General features: G+C 66.8%; 14 protein-coding genes. 3 read left to right on the top strand and 11 right to left on the bottom strand.

The features are described 5' to 3' along the window. Positions 1-21: 21 nt before the first annotated feature. From AVMA1855_RS02015 to tkt, 7 genes are all read right to left on the bottom strand, one after another. Positions 22-579 carry a DUF924 family protein gene (locus tag AVMA1855_RS02015; protein ID WP_284424390.1) on the bottom strand — a complete coding sequence of 186 codons (558 nt, stop codon included), beginning with the start codon at positions 577-579 and terminating at the stop codon, positions 22-24. A gap of 113 nt (positions 580-692) precedes the next feature. Further along, on the bottom strand, positions 693-1,595 hold the full coding sequence (locus tag AVMA1855_RS02010; RefSeq protein ID WP_284401668.1) for an OmpA family protein: 903 nt from the start codon (positions 1,593-1,595) through the stop codon (positions 693-695). Positions 1,596-1,691: 96 nt separating this feature from the next. After that, entirely contained in the window at positions 1,692-2,159 is a 468-nt protein-coding gene (locus tag AVMA1855_RS02005) for a DUF4398 domain-containing protein (RefSeq protein WP_284409590.1), read from the bottom strand. 318 nt (positions 2,160-2,477) lie between these two features. Next, complete coding sequence (gene gap / locus AVMA1855_RS02000; protein ID WP_284424389.1) at positions 2,478-3,479, bottom strand: type I glyceraldehyde-3-phosphate dehydrogenase; 1,002 nt, start codon at positions 3,477-3,479, stop codon at positions 2,478-2,480. A 347-nt stretch (positions 3,480-3,826) separates the two neighbouring features. After that, positions 3,827-4,333, bottom strand: a complete 507-nt coding sequence (locus AVMA1855_RS01995) for a type VI secretion system amidase effector protein Tae4 (RefSeq protein ID WP_284424388.1) — start codon at positions 4,331-4,333, stop codon at positions 3,827-3,829. A gap of 13 nt (positions 4,334-4,346) precedes the next feature. Beyond that, a complete protein-coding gene (locus tag AVMA1855_RS01990) occupies positions 4,347-4,808 on the bottom strand; it encodes a hypothetical protein (RefSeq protein ID WP_284424387.1) in 462 nt (153 codons plus the stop codon). Between the two features lie 76 nt (positions 4,809-4,884). Further along, positions 4,885-6,936: a transketolase gene (tkt, locus tag AVMA1855_RS01985; RefSeq protein WP_284424386.1), complete on the bottom strand. Its 2,052-nt coding sequence runs from the start codon at positions 6,934-6,936 to the stop codon at positions 4,885-4,887. A gap of 104 nt (positions 6,937-7,040) precedes the next feature. Between tkt and speD the strand changes: the two genes are divergently transcribed. Further along, entirely contained in the window at positions 7,041-7,433 is a 393-nt protein-coding gene (gene speD, locus AVMA1855_RS01980) for an adenosylmethionine decarboxylase (RefSeq protein WP_284424385.1), read from the top strand. Then, the gene (locus AVMA1855_RS01975; RefSeq protein WP_284424384.1) at positions 7,430-8,215 is read left to right on the top strand and encodes a nucleotidyltransferase family protein; all 786 of its coding nucleotides are present in this window, start codon (positions 7,430-7,432) and stop codon (positions 8,213-8,215) included. Before speD ends, AVMA1855_RS01975 begins: the two co-directional genes overlap by 4 nt. A 33-nt stretch (positions 8,216-8,248) precedes the next feature. On the opposite strand, the gene AVMA1855_RS01970 is transcribed toward AVMA1855_RS01975, so the two are convergent. Then, positions 8,249-8,887, bottom strand: a complete 639-nt coding sequence (locus AVMA1855_RS01970) for a hypothetical protein (protein WP_284424383.1) — start codon at positions 8,885-8,887, stop codon at positions 8,249-8,251. A 255-nt stretch (positions 8,888-9,142) separates the two neighbouring features. On the opposite strand from AVMA1855_RS01970, the gene AVMA1855_RS01965 reads away from it, so the two are divergent. Continuing rightward, the gene (locus AVMA1855_RS01965; RefSeq protein ID WP_284424382.1) at positions 9,143-10,534 is read left to right on the top strand and encodes an aminopeptidase P N-terminal domain-containing protein; all 1,392 of its coding nucleotides are present in this window, start codon (positions 9,143-9,145) and stop codon (positions 10,532-10,534) included. Between the two features lie 16 nt (positions 10,535-10,550). Here the strand turns inward: AVMA1855_RS01965 and AVMA1855_RS01960 are convergent, their stop codons facing one another. From AVMA1855_RS01960 to AVMA1855_RS01950, 3 genes are read right to left on the bottom strand one after another with little or no spacing between them, the layout of a single operon-like run. After that, positions 10,551-11,366: a DUF4198 domain-containing protein gene (locus AVMA1855_RS01960; protein ID WP_284424381.1), complete on the bottom strand. Its 816-nt coding sequence runs from the start codon at positions 11,364-11,366 to the stop codon at positions 10,551-10,553. A 20-nt stretch (positions 11,367-11,386) separates the two neighbouring features. Continuing rightward, on the bottom strand, positions 11,387-11,911 hold the full coding sequence (locus AVMA1855_RS01955) for an EF-hand domain-containing protein (protein WP_284424380.1): 525 nt from the start codon (positions 11,909-11,911) through the stop codon (positions 11,387-11,389). 57 nt (positions 11,912-11,968) lie between these two features. Beyond that, positions 11,969-14,179: a TonB-dependent hemoglobin/transferrin/lactoferrin family receptor gene (locus AVMA1855_RS01950; protein WP_284424379.1), complete on the bottom strand. Its 2,211-nt coding sequence runs from the start codon at positions 14,177-14,179 to the stop codon at positions 11,969-11,971. Positions 14,180-14,706 lie beyond the last annotated feature (527 nt).

Genomic DNA, 14,706 nt, shown 5'->3' with positions numbered 1-14,706 from the left:
GGGGCGCTCGGCAGCAGCCCCTCAGAACGCGCTGCCGGGCTCCTGCAGGAAGGCCGTCTCCTGCGGAGTCGAGGGGCGGCCCAGCACGGCGTTGCGGTGCGGAAAGCGGCCGAAGCGCACCACGATGTCCCGGTGACGCACCGCGAAGTCCAGGTTGTTGGTATTGCCGAGCTGCGTGAACAGCGCGACCGATCGCGCCTGCACCGCAGCGGACTCGCTGTGCATGTAAGGCATGTAGAGAAACGCGCGCCACGCGGGCGGCAAGGCGCCGTCGGCCTGGGCCGCCACCGCCTCCTGCGCGAGCACCAGGGCCATGCCGTCGTGCGCGAACGCCTGGGCGCTGTCGCGGTGCAGGTTGCGGGAGAACTGGTCCAGCACGATCACCTCCGCCAGCCGGCCCTGCGGCGTGGCGCGCCAGTCCCACAGCTCGGCTTGCGCCGCCTCGTGGTGCAGGCGGGCGAAGCGGTCGCGGATGGCAGCGTCGAACGCTGCGTCCTTGGCGAACCATTGCTGGGGCGTGGTGTCCTCGAACCAGAAGGTCAGCACATGGCGTGCGGCATCGGGCAAGTCAGGATGCATGGCGGATCGGATCCAGAAAGGGTGGGAGACGAAAGAAAGCCGCCGTGCCCGGCAGATGCAGGGAAACGGCGGCGGTCGGTGCGGGCGGTGGCCCGCCCACGGGTCGTTGGACTTTAACGGCCCTTGAGGTTGCCCTGGGCGTCGGCGATCACGATCTCGACGCGGCGGTTCATGGCGCGGCCTTCGGGCGAGCCGTTCTCGGCCACGGGGTAGGACTTGCCGTAGCCGCGTGCCGTGATGCGGCTGGTGTCCACGCCGCGCTGCACCAGCGCGTCACGCACGGCCTGGGCGCGGCGCTCCGACAGTTCCTGGTTGTAGCTGTCCGAGCCCACGCTGTCGGTGTAGCCCTCGATCAGCAGCTTGCGCTCGGGGAACTGCTTGAGGAAGTTGGCCAGCTTGTCCAGGCGCGGACCGGCCTGGGCCGACAGGTCGGCCTTGTTGAAGGCGAACAGCACATCGCCCAGCGTGACCAGCAGGCCGCGCTCGGTCTGCTGGCCTTCGATCTCGCGCAGTTGCGCTTCGAGCTGGCGCACGCGGTCCTGCGCGGCCCGGGCTTGCGCCTGCTGCTGCGCGGCGAGTTGCTCGGCCGTCATGGCACGGGCCTGGGCGACCTGCGCATTGCGGGCCGAGGCTTCGGCCTCGCGGGTGCGCGCTTCCAGACGCAGGCGGTCGGTCTCGCTGCCGGCCTGCTTGATCTCGGCGTCCAGCCGGCGGGCCTGGGCCGTGTTGGTGGCGATGGCGGCGCGCTGCGTGGCAAGGTAGGCCAGGTGGTTGGCTTCGGACTCGTCCTTCTCGTCGCGCAGCACATGGTCGGCGCGGGCCAGCGTGTCGGTGGCGGCCTTCAGTTCGAGCTGGGCATATTGGTTCACGGCCGGATCAGTGGCGGCACGGTTCACGGCGGAGCGGGCCTGCTCCACGGCCGGCAGGGGGCCGGGCGACGCGCAGGCGGCCAGCAGGCCGGCGGCGAGCAGGGCAGCGGCCAGGGTGGAGGTGCGGCGGAGGTTGGATGACTGCATGGTGGTGTCCTTCAAATCGGGGGATGGGCGGCCGCGCCGCGGTGGCGCGTGGGTGTGGGCGGCCGGTCAGGAAGGCGGGCCCGAAGGCCCGGCGCCTCAGCGGGCCGGAGGCACGGCACCGGGCATGGGTGCAGGCATGGGGGCGGCCATGGGCGCAGGAGGGGGTGGGGGTGGCATGGCGCCAGGGACGGGTGGCGCGCGGCGGGTGATTTCGTCCTGCAGCGACTGGATGCTGGTCTTGACTTGCTGCAGCGTGGCGGCGTTGTCCGTGGCTTCGGCTTTCGTCTCGGCCACGCGGGCGTCGGCTTCCGCTTCGGCGGCCAGGCGGCGGGCGCGCGTGTAGTCCTTGCTGTCCAGGGCCTGCTGGGCCTGGGTCCACTTGTCACGGGCGCTCTGCAGTTCCACGGGGGCGTTGGCGGCCACCTTGGGCGCGGTGGTCGCGCGGTCCACGGCAGTGCGGCTCACGGCCATCTGCTCGGTGGGCTTGGGGGTGGAGGAGCAGGCGGCAAGTGCGCCCAGCGCCAGCACGGCAGTGGCAGTTCGGATCAAGGTGAAGGTCGGCATGGTGTTTTTCTCCGGACAGGGATGGAATGGCGCTTCGGGGCGGGTCCCGGTGACGGGTGCCCCTGGCGACAGGGTTCCGATTGTTCGGGTTGGGCCTGCCCTCCGGCGTAGGCCCATCGCAGCAGGCCGCGTGGGCAATGTCCGACGAAACGTGAGCAATGCATCCGAAAGCAACGGTTGCGAGCGCGTTCCTGCCGATGCGATCCAGGTCCGTGCCGATGGGTGGTGGCAAAGCGGCGGGTGTCGGCTCGAAACCGCTTGCCCAAAGAAAAACGCGCCCGAAGGCGCGTTCCGATGGTCCGGCAAGCGGGCGCTGTCTCAGCGGGAAGACACCACGCGCACCATGTCCAGGCACTTGTTGGAGTAGCCCCATTCGTTGTCGTACCAGGACACGATCTTCACGAAGGTGTCGTCGAGGGCGATGCCGGCATCGGCATCGAACACGCTGGTGCAGCTTTCGCCGCGGAAGTCGGTCGCCACCACCTTGTCTTCGGTGTAGCCCAGGATGCCCTTGAGCGCGCCTTCCGACTGCGACTTCATTTCAGCGCAGATCTCGGCGTACGTGGCGGGCTTTTCCAGCTCGACGGTCAGGTCCACCACCGACACGTCGGAGGTGGGCACGCGGAACGACATGCCGGTGAGCTTCTTGTTGAGCGCCGGGATCACCACGCCCACGGCCTTGGCGGCGCCGGTGGAGCTGGGGATGATGTTTTCCAGGATGCCGCGGCCACCGCGCCAGTCCTTGTTGGACGGGCCGTCCACGGTCTTTTGCGTCGCGGTGGCGGCGTGCACGGTGGTCATCAGGCCGCGCTTGATGCCCCACTTGTCGTTCAGCACCTTGGCCACGGGGGCCAGGCAGTTGGTGGTGCACGAGGCGTTGGAGATGATGGGCTGGCCGGCGTAGGAATGGCAGTTCACGCCATGCACGAACATCGGCGTGTCGTCCTTGGACGGTGCCGACAGGATGACCTTCTTCGCGCCCGCGTCGATGTGCTTTTGCGCCGTTTCCTTGGTCAGGAACAGGCCCGTGGCTTCGATCACCACATCGGCGCCGACCTCGTTCCACTTGAGCTGCGCCGGGTCGCGTTCCTGCGTGAGGCGGATCTTCTTGCCGTTGACGACCAGGGTGTTCCCCTCCACCGCGATGGTGCCCTTGAAGCGGCCATGCACCGAATCGTACTGGAGCATGTACGCCAGGTAGTCGGGCTCCAGCAGGTCGTTGATGCCGACGACTTCGATGTCGGAGAAGTTCTGCACGGCGGCGCGGAACACCATGCGGCCGATGCGGCCGAAGCCATTGATGCCAATCTTGATTGTCATGGAATTACCCTTTATGAATGATGTTTATGAAATTTTTTGCTTTGGTCTCTTTGCGAGCTTAAAAGCGAATGGTTGTATTTTGCGCTCATCAAGAAATAGGTGGATTTTCGGTAAATGAATAGAAAACGACGGTTTTTAAAGTCGATTTTTATAAATTCGGTGTCCTGCCCACCCTCCTAGAATGGAGAGCAGGCAACATATTCCCAACGACAAAATGATGAGATCGCCTATGTCGTTATCATTTTTAATGTAGCGGGGGCCATACCAAGCGGCAAACGCATGAAACATGCCCCAATATGCCAAAAAGCCCGCAGCTATAGTCCCTGAAAGAATAAATAAAAAATGCCTCATGGGATATTCCAGAACATTGCCTCTTCTGCCTTCAAATAGTCAGACCAATAGCCATCTAGCGAAATGCCGAATTGGACACGAACCCAGGAACTAAGAGCCGTCATCCTAGAGCCATTCCATAGGTCGATATGATCTCCCTGCCGGCCAGGTCCCCAATAGTTTTTGAAAAAGAGGATGCCCGTTTTGCCATTGAGAATCTTGAAAACATCCTGCCCTGTCTGCTTGTCGGCAATCTGCTTGCCTGTGAACCTGATGGCTCTGCTAGGTAACTTGGATGCAGCCGTATCGAGCCATGAAACTAACTCTTCTGCTCGCAATGGGTATTTGACGGCATCTTTTTGCCAAGACCTTGTGCCTCTGAATGTACTGAGATCGTATCCAGAACGCATCAGCGCAGCGGCTACATTCACAGCACACTGATTTTCATACGTCGCCACGTTAAGCAGTGGCTTTTCTCTCGTTACGCCAGGATGGTTGTTCCATATCGTCTGGAAATTCGCCATTTTCTCTCCCGATTTAATTATTTCCGATGAAGCTAATAACTATGTCACTGCATTTCGAATTGTCCGCAATAAAAATTTGAATTGAAGAGAAATTCTGGCTGTCGCAAAATAAAATCAATAGACTCCCTGATTTGGATTCGGGTATCGAGGTTTCAATCTTGCATGAATGGCTTGCAAATGCTTGGCGATAAATTTTGAAAATATCAGTGGTTGGCGCCGAACTGCAGTAATTCAAAGAGCTGAATGGCACTCCCATTCCGTCGCGTCCCTTCCATCGATATTTTGGAGGTCTGCATTCTCCAATGATCTCCACATCGCGGAGATGTCCGGGAGCCGCCAATTGGTATGCCATTGAATGGCGGCCGGCCTCTGAAACATCAAAAGTAGACCAGGCAAAAATCAAGAACAGCAGAAAGGCAGCAATCAAGCCAAGGACGCCGAAAAGGAATATCTTGGCTCGCTTGCTGTACGTCATTCATTCAATCAATTAAACATGAGCGAAAAATGCGCTGTTCTTGAAAAACGATGGGTCAATCCGTACCGGTCGATGACTATCGTTTGAGCACCGCCTGCACCGTATCGGCCACGTTCTCTTCCGTGAAGCCGAAGTGCTTGAACAGCACCGGCGCCGGGGCCGATTCGCCGAAGGTGTCGATGCCGACCACGGCGGCGCAGCCGTATTTCCACCAGCCGTCCGTCACGCCCATCTCCACCGCGATGCGGGGGATGCCGGCGGGCAGCACGGATTGCTTGTACTTGGTGTCTTCGCGGTCGAAGGTCGTCGTGCTGGGCATGGACACCACGCGCACGGCGATCTTGCGCGTGGCCAGCAGTTGCTGCGCCTTGAGCGCCAGTTGCACTTCCGAACCCGTGGCGATGATGACGGCCTGGGCCTTCTTCTTGATGCCCACGTCGGCCGGCTCGGACAGCACGTACGCACCGCGGCTGATGTCGCCCAGGTCGCGCTTGGGGGCATAGGCGATGTTCTGGCGCGACAGCAGCAGGGCCGTGGGCTGGGTGCGGTTGGACAGGGCCACGCTCCATGCGACGGCGGTTTCGGTCGTATCGCCCGGGCGCCACACGTCCAGGTTCGGGATGAGGCGCAGGCTGGCGGCGTGCTCGATCGACTGGTGGGTCGGGCCGTCTTCGCCCAGGCCGATGGAGTCGTGGGTGAACACGTGCACCACGCGCAGCTTCATCAGCGCGGCCATGCGGATGGCGTTGCGGCTGTAGTCGCTGAACGTGAGGAAGGTGCCGCCGTAGGGGATGAAGCCGCCGTGCAGGGCGATGCCGTTCATGATCGCGGCCATGCCGAATTCGCGCACGCCGTAGTTGATGTGGCGCCCGCCGACGCGCACCGTCTCGGCGCCCACGTTCACTTCCACCTGCTGCACGTCGCCGTGTTCGTCGAAGCGCAGGGCCGGCGTGCTCTTGGTGTTGGTGAGGTTGGAGCCGGTCAGGTCGGCGCTGCCGCCCAGCAGCTCGGGCAGTTGCGCGGTGAAGGCTTCCAGGGTCAGCTGGCTGGCCTTGCGGCTGGCCACGGTCTCGCCCTTGGTGTGCATGCCGACCACGGTGTCCACGGCGGTCTGCGCGAAGTGCTTGGGCAGGTCGCCGGCCATGCGGCGGGTGAACTCGGCGGCCAGTTCGGGGAAGGCGGCGGCATAGGCGTCGAAGCGCTGCCGCCATTCGGCTTCAGCCTGGGCGCCGGTGTCCTTGGCGCTCCAGTCGGCATAGACCTCGGCCGGGATCTCGAAGGGCACGTGGCTCCAGCCGATGGCGTTGCGCGTAAGCGTGATCTCGTCGGCGCCCAGGGGCTCGCCGTGGGCCTTGGAGGTGTTCGCTCGGTTGGGCGAGCCCTTGCCGATGGCGGTCTTGCAGACGATGAGCGTGGGCTTGTCGGTGGAGGTCTTGGCGCTTTGCACCGCGGCCGCCACGGCCTCGACGTCGTGGCCGTCCACGGGGCCGATCACGTTCCAGCCGCAGGCGCGCAGGCGGGCGGGGGTGTCGTCCACGAACCAGGGGGCGACCTGGCCGTCGATGCTGATGCCGTTGTCGTCATACAGCGCGATCAGCTTGTTGAGTTTCCAGGCGCCGGCCAGCGACAGCGCTTCCTGGCTGATGCCTTCCATCAGGCAGCCGTCGCCCAGGAAGACATAGGTGTGATGGTCCACCACGGCATGGCCGTCGCGGTTGAATTCCTTGGCGAGCAGCTTCTCGGCCAGCGCGAAGCCCACGGCGTTGGTGATGCCCTGGCCCAGGGGGCCGGTGGTCGTCTCGACACCGGGCGTGATGCCGTATTCGGGGTGGCCGGCCGTCTTGCTGTGCAACTGGCGGAAGTGCTTCAGCTCCTGGATGGGCAGGTCGTAGCCCGTGAGGTGCAGCAGCGCGTACAGCAGCATGGAGCCGTGGCCGTTGGACAGCACGAAGCGGTCGCGGTCCAGCCAGTGCGGGTTGGCGGGGTTGTGCCGCAGATGGCGGCCCCACAGCGCGACGGCCATGTCGGCCATGCCCATCGGGGCGCCGGGGTGGCCGGAATTGGCCTGTTGAACTGCATCCATTGCGAGTGCGCGGATCGCATTCGCCATTTGTTGAGAATTGGCCATCAGGGGCGGCTCCGGAAGGGGGCGGTGGGGGGAAAACCCGGCATTTTACCGGGGCGGCTCCCGGGGCTCCGTCCCCGGGCCCCGATGCACTACAGTGCAGCCCCATGCAAGGCCTGCACCTCACCGCCGATCTCCAGCAATGCCGCTGCGCGCCGCACTGGCTGACCGATGCTGCCGCGCTGGGCCGCGCCTGCGCCGGCGCCGTGCAGGCGGCCGGGCTGCAGGCCGTGGGCCAGCTGTTCCACACCTTCCCGGCCACCGCGCAGGGGCCGGGCGGCGTGACGGCCACGCTGCTGCTGGCCGAGTCGCACCTGTGCGTGCACACCTGGCCCGAACTGGGCGCGGTCACGCTGGATGTGTACGTGTGCAATTTCGGCGGCGACCATTCGGCCAAGGCCGAGTCGCTGATGGCCGCGCTGCTGGCCTTGTTCGAACCGGCCCGGGCGCAGCGGCATGCGCTGCAGCGCGGCGCGCTGGCCCAGGGCGTTGCAGCATGACAGCGGCCGTGCAGACCCCATTGCCGGTCCAGGGAGGCGCGCAGATTCCCGCCATGGTGCTGGCCGCAGGCCGCGGCGAGCGCATGCGCCCGTTGACCGATGCGTGCCCGAAGCCGCTGCTGGCGGCTCAGGGCGTGCCGCTGTTGGAGTGGCACCTGCGTGCGTTGGTCCACGCGGGCGTGCCACGCGCCGTCATCAACACGGCGTGGCTGGGCGAGCAGATCAGCGCGCGGTTTGGGGGTCGTTTCGGCCTCCAGGGCAATGAATCCGCCGGCAACCTGCTATCGATTTCATACTCGCACGAAGGCCGCGACTTCGGTGGTGCACTGGAGACCGCCGGCGGCATCGCACGGGCGCTACCGCAGTTGGGGCCCGTCTTCTGGCTGGCGGCAGGCGACGTGTTCGCGCCCGATTTCGTGTTCGCGGCCGATGCCGCGCAGCGCTTTGCCGCCAGCACCGCGCTGGCCCACCTGTGGCTGGTGCCCAACCCGGAGCACCACCCGCGCGGGGACTTCGGTCGGTCGGACACGGGACTGGCGCTGAACCTGCCGGCCGACAGCACCGCGCCGCGCTACACCTACAGCACCCTCGCGCTGCTGCGGGCGGAGTTGTTCGGCGCGCCCTGGTGCGATGTGCCTGCCGGCAATCCGACGGGAACCAGCGCCGCGCTGGCACCGCTGCTGCGCCGGGCCATGGACGCAGGCCGCGTCACCGCATCGCTCTACACCGGCCGCTGGACCGACGTGGGCACGCCGCAGCGGCTGGCGCAGCTCAACCGCTGAGGCCTTGGGGCGGCCTTTTTCGGCGCTTTGCGATCACTGGGCCGGTGCGGTGCCGCTGTTTGCCGGCTGCACGGCAATGGGCGGCGCCGCCTCGCAGTTGCGGAACAGCCATTGGCTGGGCAGAAAACGCGCGGCGGGACCGTCCGGTGGCGGCTTGCCCACCTCTGCCGGCACGTCGTAGGGAATGTGCGGCACCTGGAACACGGCCATCTGGCCTTTCTTGCAGGCCAGCGCGGGCACCAGCTTGTTGGACATCCAGCCCTGGCTGGCCGCGTCGTAGCGGTAGAGCGGTCCGATGCGCTGGTCCTGCGCCAGCTCCACGCGCAGCGGGTTGATCTGCAGCGCGCTGGCCCAAACCCCGGCCACCAGCACCGGCTGCGAAAACCGCACCGCTTCCAGCCCATGCAGCGCCACGGGGCGCGAAGGCTCGCCCTTGTCGAACGGGTCCTGGCGGTTGACCAAGCTGCCGGCCGGGATCAGCAACTCGCCGTATTGGAAATCCTGCGCCAGCGCGAAGCGCTCGCGGCTGGCACGGTGCACGGCGCCGTCCTTCCATTCCTGCCGCTCGCTGTGCGACAGGTACAGGCGCAGCCCCAGCCATGCGTTGCACAGCAGCGCCACGCCGCACAGCACCAGCAGGGCCCGGCGCGACAGCACCAGCTTTTGCGGCACGTCGACTCACAGGGCATAGGCGCCGTAGCCCAGCAGGGCCACCGTCAGCCCCAGGCCCAGCAGCGGCAGGAAGGTCGTCAAAATGAACTGCAGCGGGGCAAAACCGGACATGCGCGATCCAGAGAGAGGGGGAGCCCGCCATTCTCGAATGCTTTGCGGGCACTGCCAGGCCGGCGCGCGCCTGCAGTGATTCGAAATGTAATTTGCCCGATGGAATTGCAAATGCCCCCCGGCCGATGCCCTGAGAATGCCTGCATGAGCCCACAGAACTCCCTCTACGCCCAGCGCCGCGCCCGCCTTGCTTCGATGCTCGGCGAAGGCGGCATCGCCATCGTGCCCACCGCCCCGGAGCGCCCGCGCAACCGCGACAGCGACTTCCTGTACCGGCACGACAGCTACTTCTACTACCTCACCGGCTTCACCGAGCCGGGCGCCTGCCTGGTGATCACGGCGCAGGGTCAGAGCACGCTGTTTTGCCAGCCCAAGGACCTGGAGCGCGAGATCTGGGACGGCTACCGCCTGGGCCCCGAGGCCGCCGTGGGCACGCTGGGCGTGGACGCCGCGCACTCGGCCGCCGTGCTGGAGTCGCAACTGCCCCGCCTGCTCGAAAACCGCACCCGGGTCTGGTACCCGTTCGCCATCCACACGGGCCTGGCCGCGCGCGTGGAGGGCTGGCTGAACCAGGTGCGCGCACGGGTGCGCTACGGCGCGCTGTGCCCGGCGCAGCAGGACGACCTGTGCACGTTGCTCGACGAAATGCGGCTGGTGAAGGACGCGCACGAGCAGGACACCATGCGCCGCGCCTCGGCCATCAGCGCCCAGGCCCACATCCGCGCCATGCAGCGCAGCGCGTGCATGCTGCGCGCGGGCGAGGACGTGCGGGAGTACCACCTGGACGCCGAACTGCTGCATGCCTTCCGCGAAGCCGGCTCCCAGTGCCCGGCCTACAACTCCATCGTCGCCGCCGGCGCCAATGCCTGCGTGCTGCACTACCGCGCCGACGCCGCCCCGGTGCGCGACGGCGAACTGGTGCTGATCGATGCGGGCTGCGAACTCGACGGCTACGCCAGCGACATCACGCGCACCTTTCCTGCCAACGGCCGCTTCACCGGGCCGCAGCGCGCGCTGTACGACTTGGTGCTGGCAAGCCAGGACGCGGCCATCGCGGCGACGAAGGCCGGCGCCCGCTTCAACGACCCGCACGACGCCACGGTGGCCGTGCTGGCGCAGGGCATGCTGGACCTGGGCCTGCTCGACAGGAACACGGTGGGCACGGCGCAGGACGTGATCGACAGCCGCGCCTACTTCCAGTTCTACATGCACCGCACCGGCCACTGGCTGGGCATGGACGTGCACGACTGCGGCAGCTACGTGGAGCCGTCCGAGGTCGGGCAGGTCAGCGAGCGCAAGGACCCGCTCTCGGGCGAGACCATCGCCAACCGCCCCAGCCGCATCCTGCGGCCCGGCATGGTGCTGACGATCGAGCCGGGCCTGTACGTGCGCCCGGCCCCGGGCGTGCCCGAGGCCTTCCATCATCTGGGCATCCGCATCGAGGACGACGCCATTGTCACCGACGGCGGCTGCGAGCTGATCACGCGCGGCGTGCCGGTGAAGGCGGACGAGATCGAGGCGTTGATGCGGGGCTGACGCCCCTCACCGCGCGCTACGGGGCCAGCACCCGGAAGGTCAGCGTGTAGTTGTGGCCGTACATCGGGGCCGCCGCGCCTTGCGGCGCGGGCGCACGGTGGCGCACCAGGGCCAGGTACACGCCGGGCTGTGGCGGCACGTAGTGGATGCGGCCTTGCGCATCGGTCTTCAGGCTCTCGGCGCTGTGCTGGCTGGCGAGGTCCATCGCCGAGCGGTAGAGGTCCACTTTCTGCCCGGCCAGCGGCTGGCCGTCGAACTGCACGGCGAAGTCGAAGGCTTCGTTGGCGAACAGATCGCTCGGGTGCGTGGCGGGCACGATCTCCAGCCCCTTGCCCGAGCCCGCCAGCGCGGCCCGCGTGGGGGGCCCCGCGGTCACATAGGCCTCGGAGATGGATAGCGACTGGTAGTGGCTCAGCAGCCTGGCGCCGGGCGGCATCGGCGTGGCGGGGTCGCGTGCCACCTCGACCTTGCCGCCGTGCTCCCAGCTGCGAAAGATCGCGCCCAGGCGCGGGCCGGTGCTGAGCCGGTACGTGCCCTGGGCGCCGGGCAGCTTCTGCTCGGCCACGGTGCGCGTCTTGAACTGGCGCACATCGCCGAACGGCAGCGTGCCGCCATCGGGCGTGGTGATGGCAAAGCGCGTGTCGCCGAACGCCACGTCAGGCAGGAAGAACTTCTCGGTGAAGCCGGCGTCCACGCTGACGGTGGAGCCGGGCTCGATGTCGAAGCTTGCGGGCAGCAGGTAGGGCGTGTGGGCGCGGGCCAGGCCGCAAAGGCCCAGGGCCAGCGCCAGGCCGGCGCGCCGCAGCCGCGGCAAGAAAGGGGCGGTGTGCATGGCAGGCATGGATGGCGGCCTCAAGGCTTCTTGGCGTCGGCGGCATTGACCACGCCGTCGCCGTTGGTGTCCGCGCCTTTGAAGGTCCGGTCGGCGATGGCGAGTTCTTCGTCCTCGGTCAGGCGGCCATCCTTGTTCTTGTCCAGGATGCCAAAGCGCACATGGGCCTGCTGGATCGACGCGGCGTGGGCCGCGTCGGGCGGGCGCTTCTGGGCGGCGTACTGCTGCTGCAGGCGCCCCTCGAACTCGGCCACGTATTCGGCTTCGCTGAGCCAGCCGTCCCGGTTGGTGTCGGCAGCCGCGAAGCGCTGCTTGCGCACCGTGTCGTATTCGGCGCGGGTGACCTGGCCGTCCTGATTGGCGTCGTAGCCACCGATGAAGGCGGCATTGCCGTGGCCGCCCGCCGGCCGCGCCGGGCCGTCGCCGGCAGGGGCCGATGGGGCCGCGCAGGCCGCGAGCAGTGCCGCCACGCTGGCGGCGGTGGCGATGCCGGTCCGGCGGATGGCGCGAGGACGGTGGGAAAAGAGGGACAGTGGGTGTGGCATGGGAAGACTCCTGTGGAATGGGGAAAAAGAAGGCCGGCTGAGGCCGGCGCGGGCGGATCAGAACGCGACGGACATCGACACCGCCACCGTGCGGCCGGCATGGGTGAGCAGTTCGATGTCGCGCTGGTCGCGCGCCACCGAAGGCTGCAGGCTGCGGGCGCTGGCGTAGTCCCAGTAGCGCTTGTCGGTCAGGTTGTAGATGCCGGCCTGCAGGCGCACGCTCTTGTTCACCTGCCAGTAGCCGCTCAGGTCGAACACGGAATAGCCGGGCACGCGGAACAGCTGGGTGGTGGCGTCGGTGAGCGCCGCGCCCGCGTTGGTGTAGCTGTCGCGGTTGGTGGCCTCTGCCCGCTTGGCGGCCACGAAGGTGCCGGTGAAGTTCACGCCCCATTGCTTCATGGGTGCGTCGTAGCCCACGCCGACGATGGCCTTGCGTGGCAGCACGGAGTCGAGCGCCACATCCTTGTCGCCGGCGTAGTGCGACCGCGACGTGCCCTTGCTCAGGCCCACCGCCCAGGTGGTGTACAGGCCGCGGGCCGCCGGGCTCCACTGGCCGTGTTCCAGGCGTGCGCTCAATTCGAGGCCGTAGATGGTGGCTTCGTCGCGGTTCTCGGCCTGGTAGATGGTGCCGATGTGCGCAGGCACGTTCGTGAACAGGCTGGGCGCGCTGGCGCGCGTGTAGCGGGTGTAGGCGATGAAATCGCGGTAGCGCGTGTAGAAGACCGAGCTGTTGAGCGTCACGCCGTCGGCCGGCGATCCCTTGACGCCCACCTCGAACGCGTTGCTCGACTCTTCCTTCAGGTCGCGGTTGCCGATCAGCGCGTACTGGTTGCCCGTGGCGTAGTTGCTGGCCATGTTCCACGAGCCGAAGATCTCGCCCGGCGACGGCGCGCGGCCGCTGCGCTTGTACTGCGCATAGGTGATAAAGCGCGGCGCGAGGTCATAGGTCAGGCCCAGGCTGGGGCTCCAGAGGGTGGTGGAGGGCGCATTGCCGTACAGGCGCCTCACGTCCTGCTCGGTGAGCACGCCGGAGACGAAGTTGCCGAGGTTGCGGGTCTGGATGTCGATGCGGTCCACGCGCAGGGCGGGAATCACGGCAAGCCGCTTGCCGCCCGCATCGAAGGCGATGTCGTCCTGGAGAAAGGCGCCCAGGCGCCGGGTGGTGGTGTCGGGCTGGGGCTTCATGTAGCCCGCCACGTTCCAGGGGCGGTCCACGTCCTGGGTGGAGGCGTTGGCGCCGAAGCTCAGCTGGTGCCGGCCGATGCGTTTGTCCGCCGTGGTGGATGCCCCCCAGGTGCGGGTCTGGTTCTCGGAAAGATTGCGCACCAGGGCGCCGGTGGCCAGCGTGGTGGTGTCGGTCACGTCCGTGGTGCCCGTGTCCTGGAAGTACAGGCGGGTGTCCGCGTGGTCCACCCAGGCATTGCGCGGCGTCCACTGGTGGGTCAGCTGCAGCGTGTTGCGCTCCGTGTCGCTGGCCTGGCGGGACTGCTCGGTGATGGCCGTGTTGGTGGTGTTCCACCCGTGGAAGAAGGTGTCATTCTTGCGGCGGTACAGGTCGGCCGAGAGTTCCAGCCGATTGCTGCCGTCCACGCGCAGGCCGCCCTTGAGCAGCAGGGCGTCCGAGTGCCAGTCGTCGGGGTAGCTGTTCACCACGTCGCTGTGGTTGCGCGCCGCGTGGCCGTCCCGGCGCGAATAGGCGATCAGGCCATCGAGGTCGCCGCTGCGGGCGGCGCCGGTGAAGCTCTCGTTCCATGCTCGGTCGGCCGAGTCGTAGCCGATCTTGGCGCCCAGGTACGAGGTCCGGTCGCCCCGCAGGTAGTCGCTCGCCGATTTGGTCTTGAAGCTCACGGCGCCCCCGATGCCGCCGGCGGAGCGCCTGGCGGAGGTGGTGCCGGACAGGATGTTGACCGAGGAAAACATCTCGGGGTCGATGAAGTCGCGCCCGATGCCGAAGGTGTTCGCGCCCACGCGGCTCACGTAGGGGCGGGTGGTGGCGTCGGGCATTTCCACGCCGTCCACGTCCATGCCCACTCGGTTGCCTTCGATCCCGCGGATGTTGTAGCCCGTCGTGCCGGAGCGGTCGAAGCTGCTGCGATTGCGGGTGGTGCCCGCAGCGGTGCCCGGGGCCGAGACCAGCGGCTGGTTGCGCACCACGTCCTTCATGCTGCCAGCCTGCTCCAGTGCCTCGCCGCTGACGACGGTGGAGGTGCCTGGACTGCGTTCGGCCTCGTCCACCACGTCCACCTGCGGCAGCAGTGCCGTCCTCACGGCGCCTGGGGTGCCGGTGCCGGAGCCCTGTCCCCACGCCGGCGCGGCAGGGGCGGCGAGGACTGCCAGGAGCGCAGCACCCGCCAGCGGGCGAAGGGCATGCGGAATGGGGGCGAAGCGCAGGGCGCCGTGCGCAAGAGAAACAGGCCGGAGGTGCAGGCAGTGAACCATGGAGTGCGTCGAAAAGGGTTGTCTGCTGGATACCCTCTCGCGCGGTCTGAACACTGCCGATCGCGGCACCGTCGTCCCTGCAGGTTGTCTGGCTCACGGCGCACATTGTCACACAAATGAGAATATTTCTCATTTGCGTTAGTGCATTGAATGGAAGGATTCCACGCTGCGCGATGCACCTTGCGGCCTGATGGAATCGACCGCTCGGCGGGGGGCCATGATCCGGCGCGCCTGCCAAGGTTCAATGTCGCGCGTTCCTGTCAACTTTGTTTTTCGCAACCCGGCCAATCGCTTCGCTTGTCGAGGCATGTGGCGCCTTCGCACATTCAACGATGGAACGGCCGGCACATTTTCAG

The organism is Acidovorax sp. SUPP1855 (assembly GCF_030158955.1).
Classification (GTDB): Bacteria; Pseudomonadota; Gammaproteobacteria; order Burkholderiales; family Burkholderiaceae_C; genus Paracidovorax.
Note: the sequence above shows the minus strand (reverse complement) of the source record. Positions and strands in the feature narration are given on the sequence as shown.

Bases quoted from the DNA above. Each gene is read 5' to 3' on its own strand.
- AVMA1855_RS01990 (WP_284424387.1), bottom strand. From the start codon at position 4,808: ATGACGTACAGCAAGCGAGCCAAGATATTCCTTTTCGGCGTCCTTGGC.
- AVMA1855_RS01995 (WP_284424388.1), bottom strand. From the start codon at position 4,333: ATGGCGAATTTCCAGACGATATGGAACAACCATCCTGGCGTAACGAGA.
- AVMA1855_RS02015 (WP_284424390.1), bottom strand. From the start codon at position 579: ATGCATCCTGACTTGCCCGATGCCGCACGCCATGTGCTGACCTTCTGG.
- speD (WP_284424385.1), top strand. From the start codon at position 7,041: ATGCAAGGCCTGCACCTCACCGCCGATCTCCAGCAATGCCGCTGCGCG.
- tkt (WP_284424386.1), bottom strand. From the start codon at position 6,936: ATGGCCAATTCTCAACAAATGGCGAATGCGATCCGCGCACTCGCAATG.
- AVMA1855_RS02010 (WP_284401668.1), bottom strand. From the start codon at position 1,595: ATGCAGTCATCCAACCTCCGCCGCACCTCCACCCTGGCCGCTGCCCTG.
- AVMA1855_RS01955 (WP_284424380.1), bottom strand. From the start codon at position 11,911: ATGCCACACCCACTGTCCCTCTTTTCCCACCGTCCTCGCGCCATCCGC.
- AVMA1855_RS01975 (WP_284424384.1), top strand. From the start codon at position 7,430: ATGACAGCGGCCGTGCAGACCCCATTGCCGGTCCAGGGAGGCGCGCAG.
- gap (WP_284424389.1), bottom strand. From the start codon at position 3,479: ATGACAATCAAGATTGGCATCAATGGCTTCGGCCGCATCGGCCGCATG.
- AVMA1855_RS01965 (WP_284424382.1), top strand. From the start codon at position 9,143: ATGAGCCCACAGAACTCCCTCTACGCCCAGCGCCGCGCCCGCCTTGCT.
- AVMA1855_RS01960 (WP_284424381.1), bottom strand. From the start codon at position 11,366: ATGCACACCGCCCCTTTCTTGCCGCGGCTGCGGCGCGCCGGCCTGGCG.
- AVMA1855_RS02005 (WP_284409590.1), bottom strand. From the start codon at position 2,159: ATGCCGACCTTCACCTTGATCCGAACTGCCACTGCCGTGCTGGCGCTG.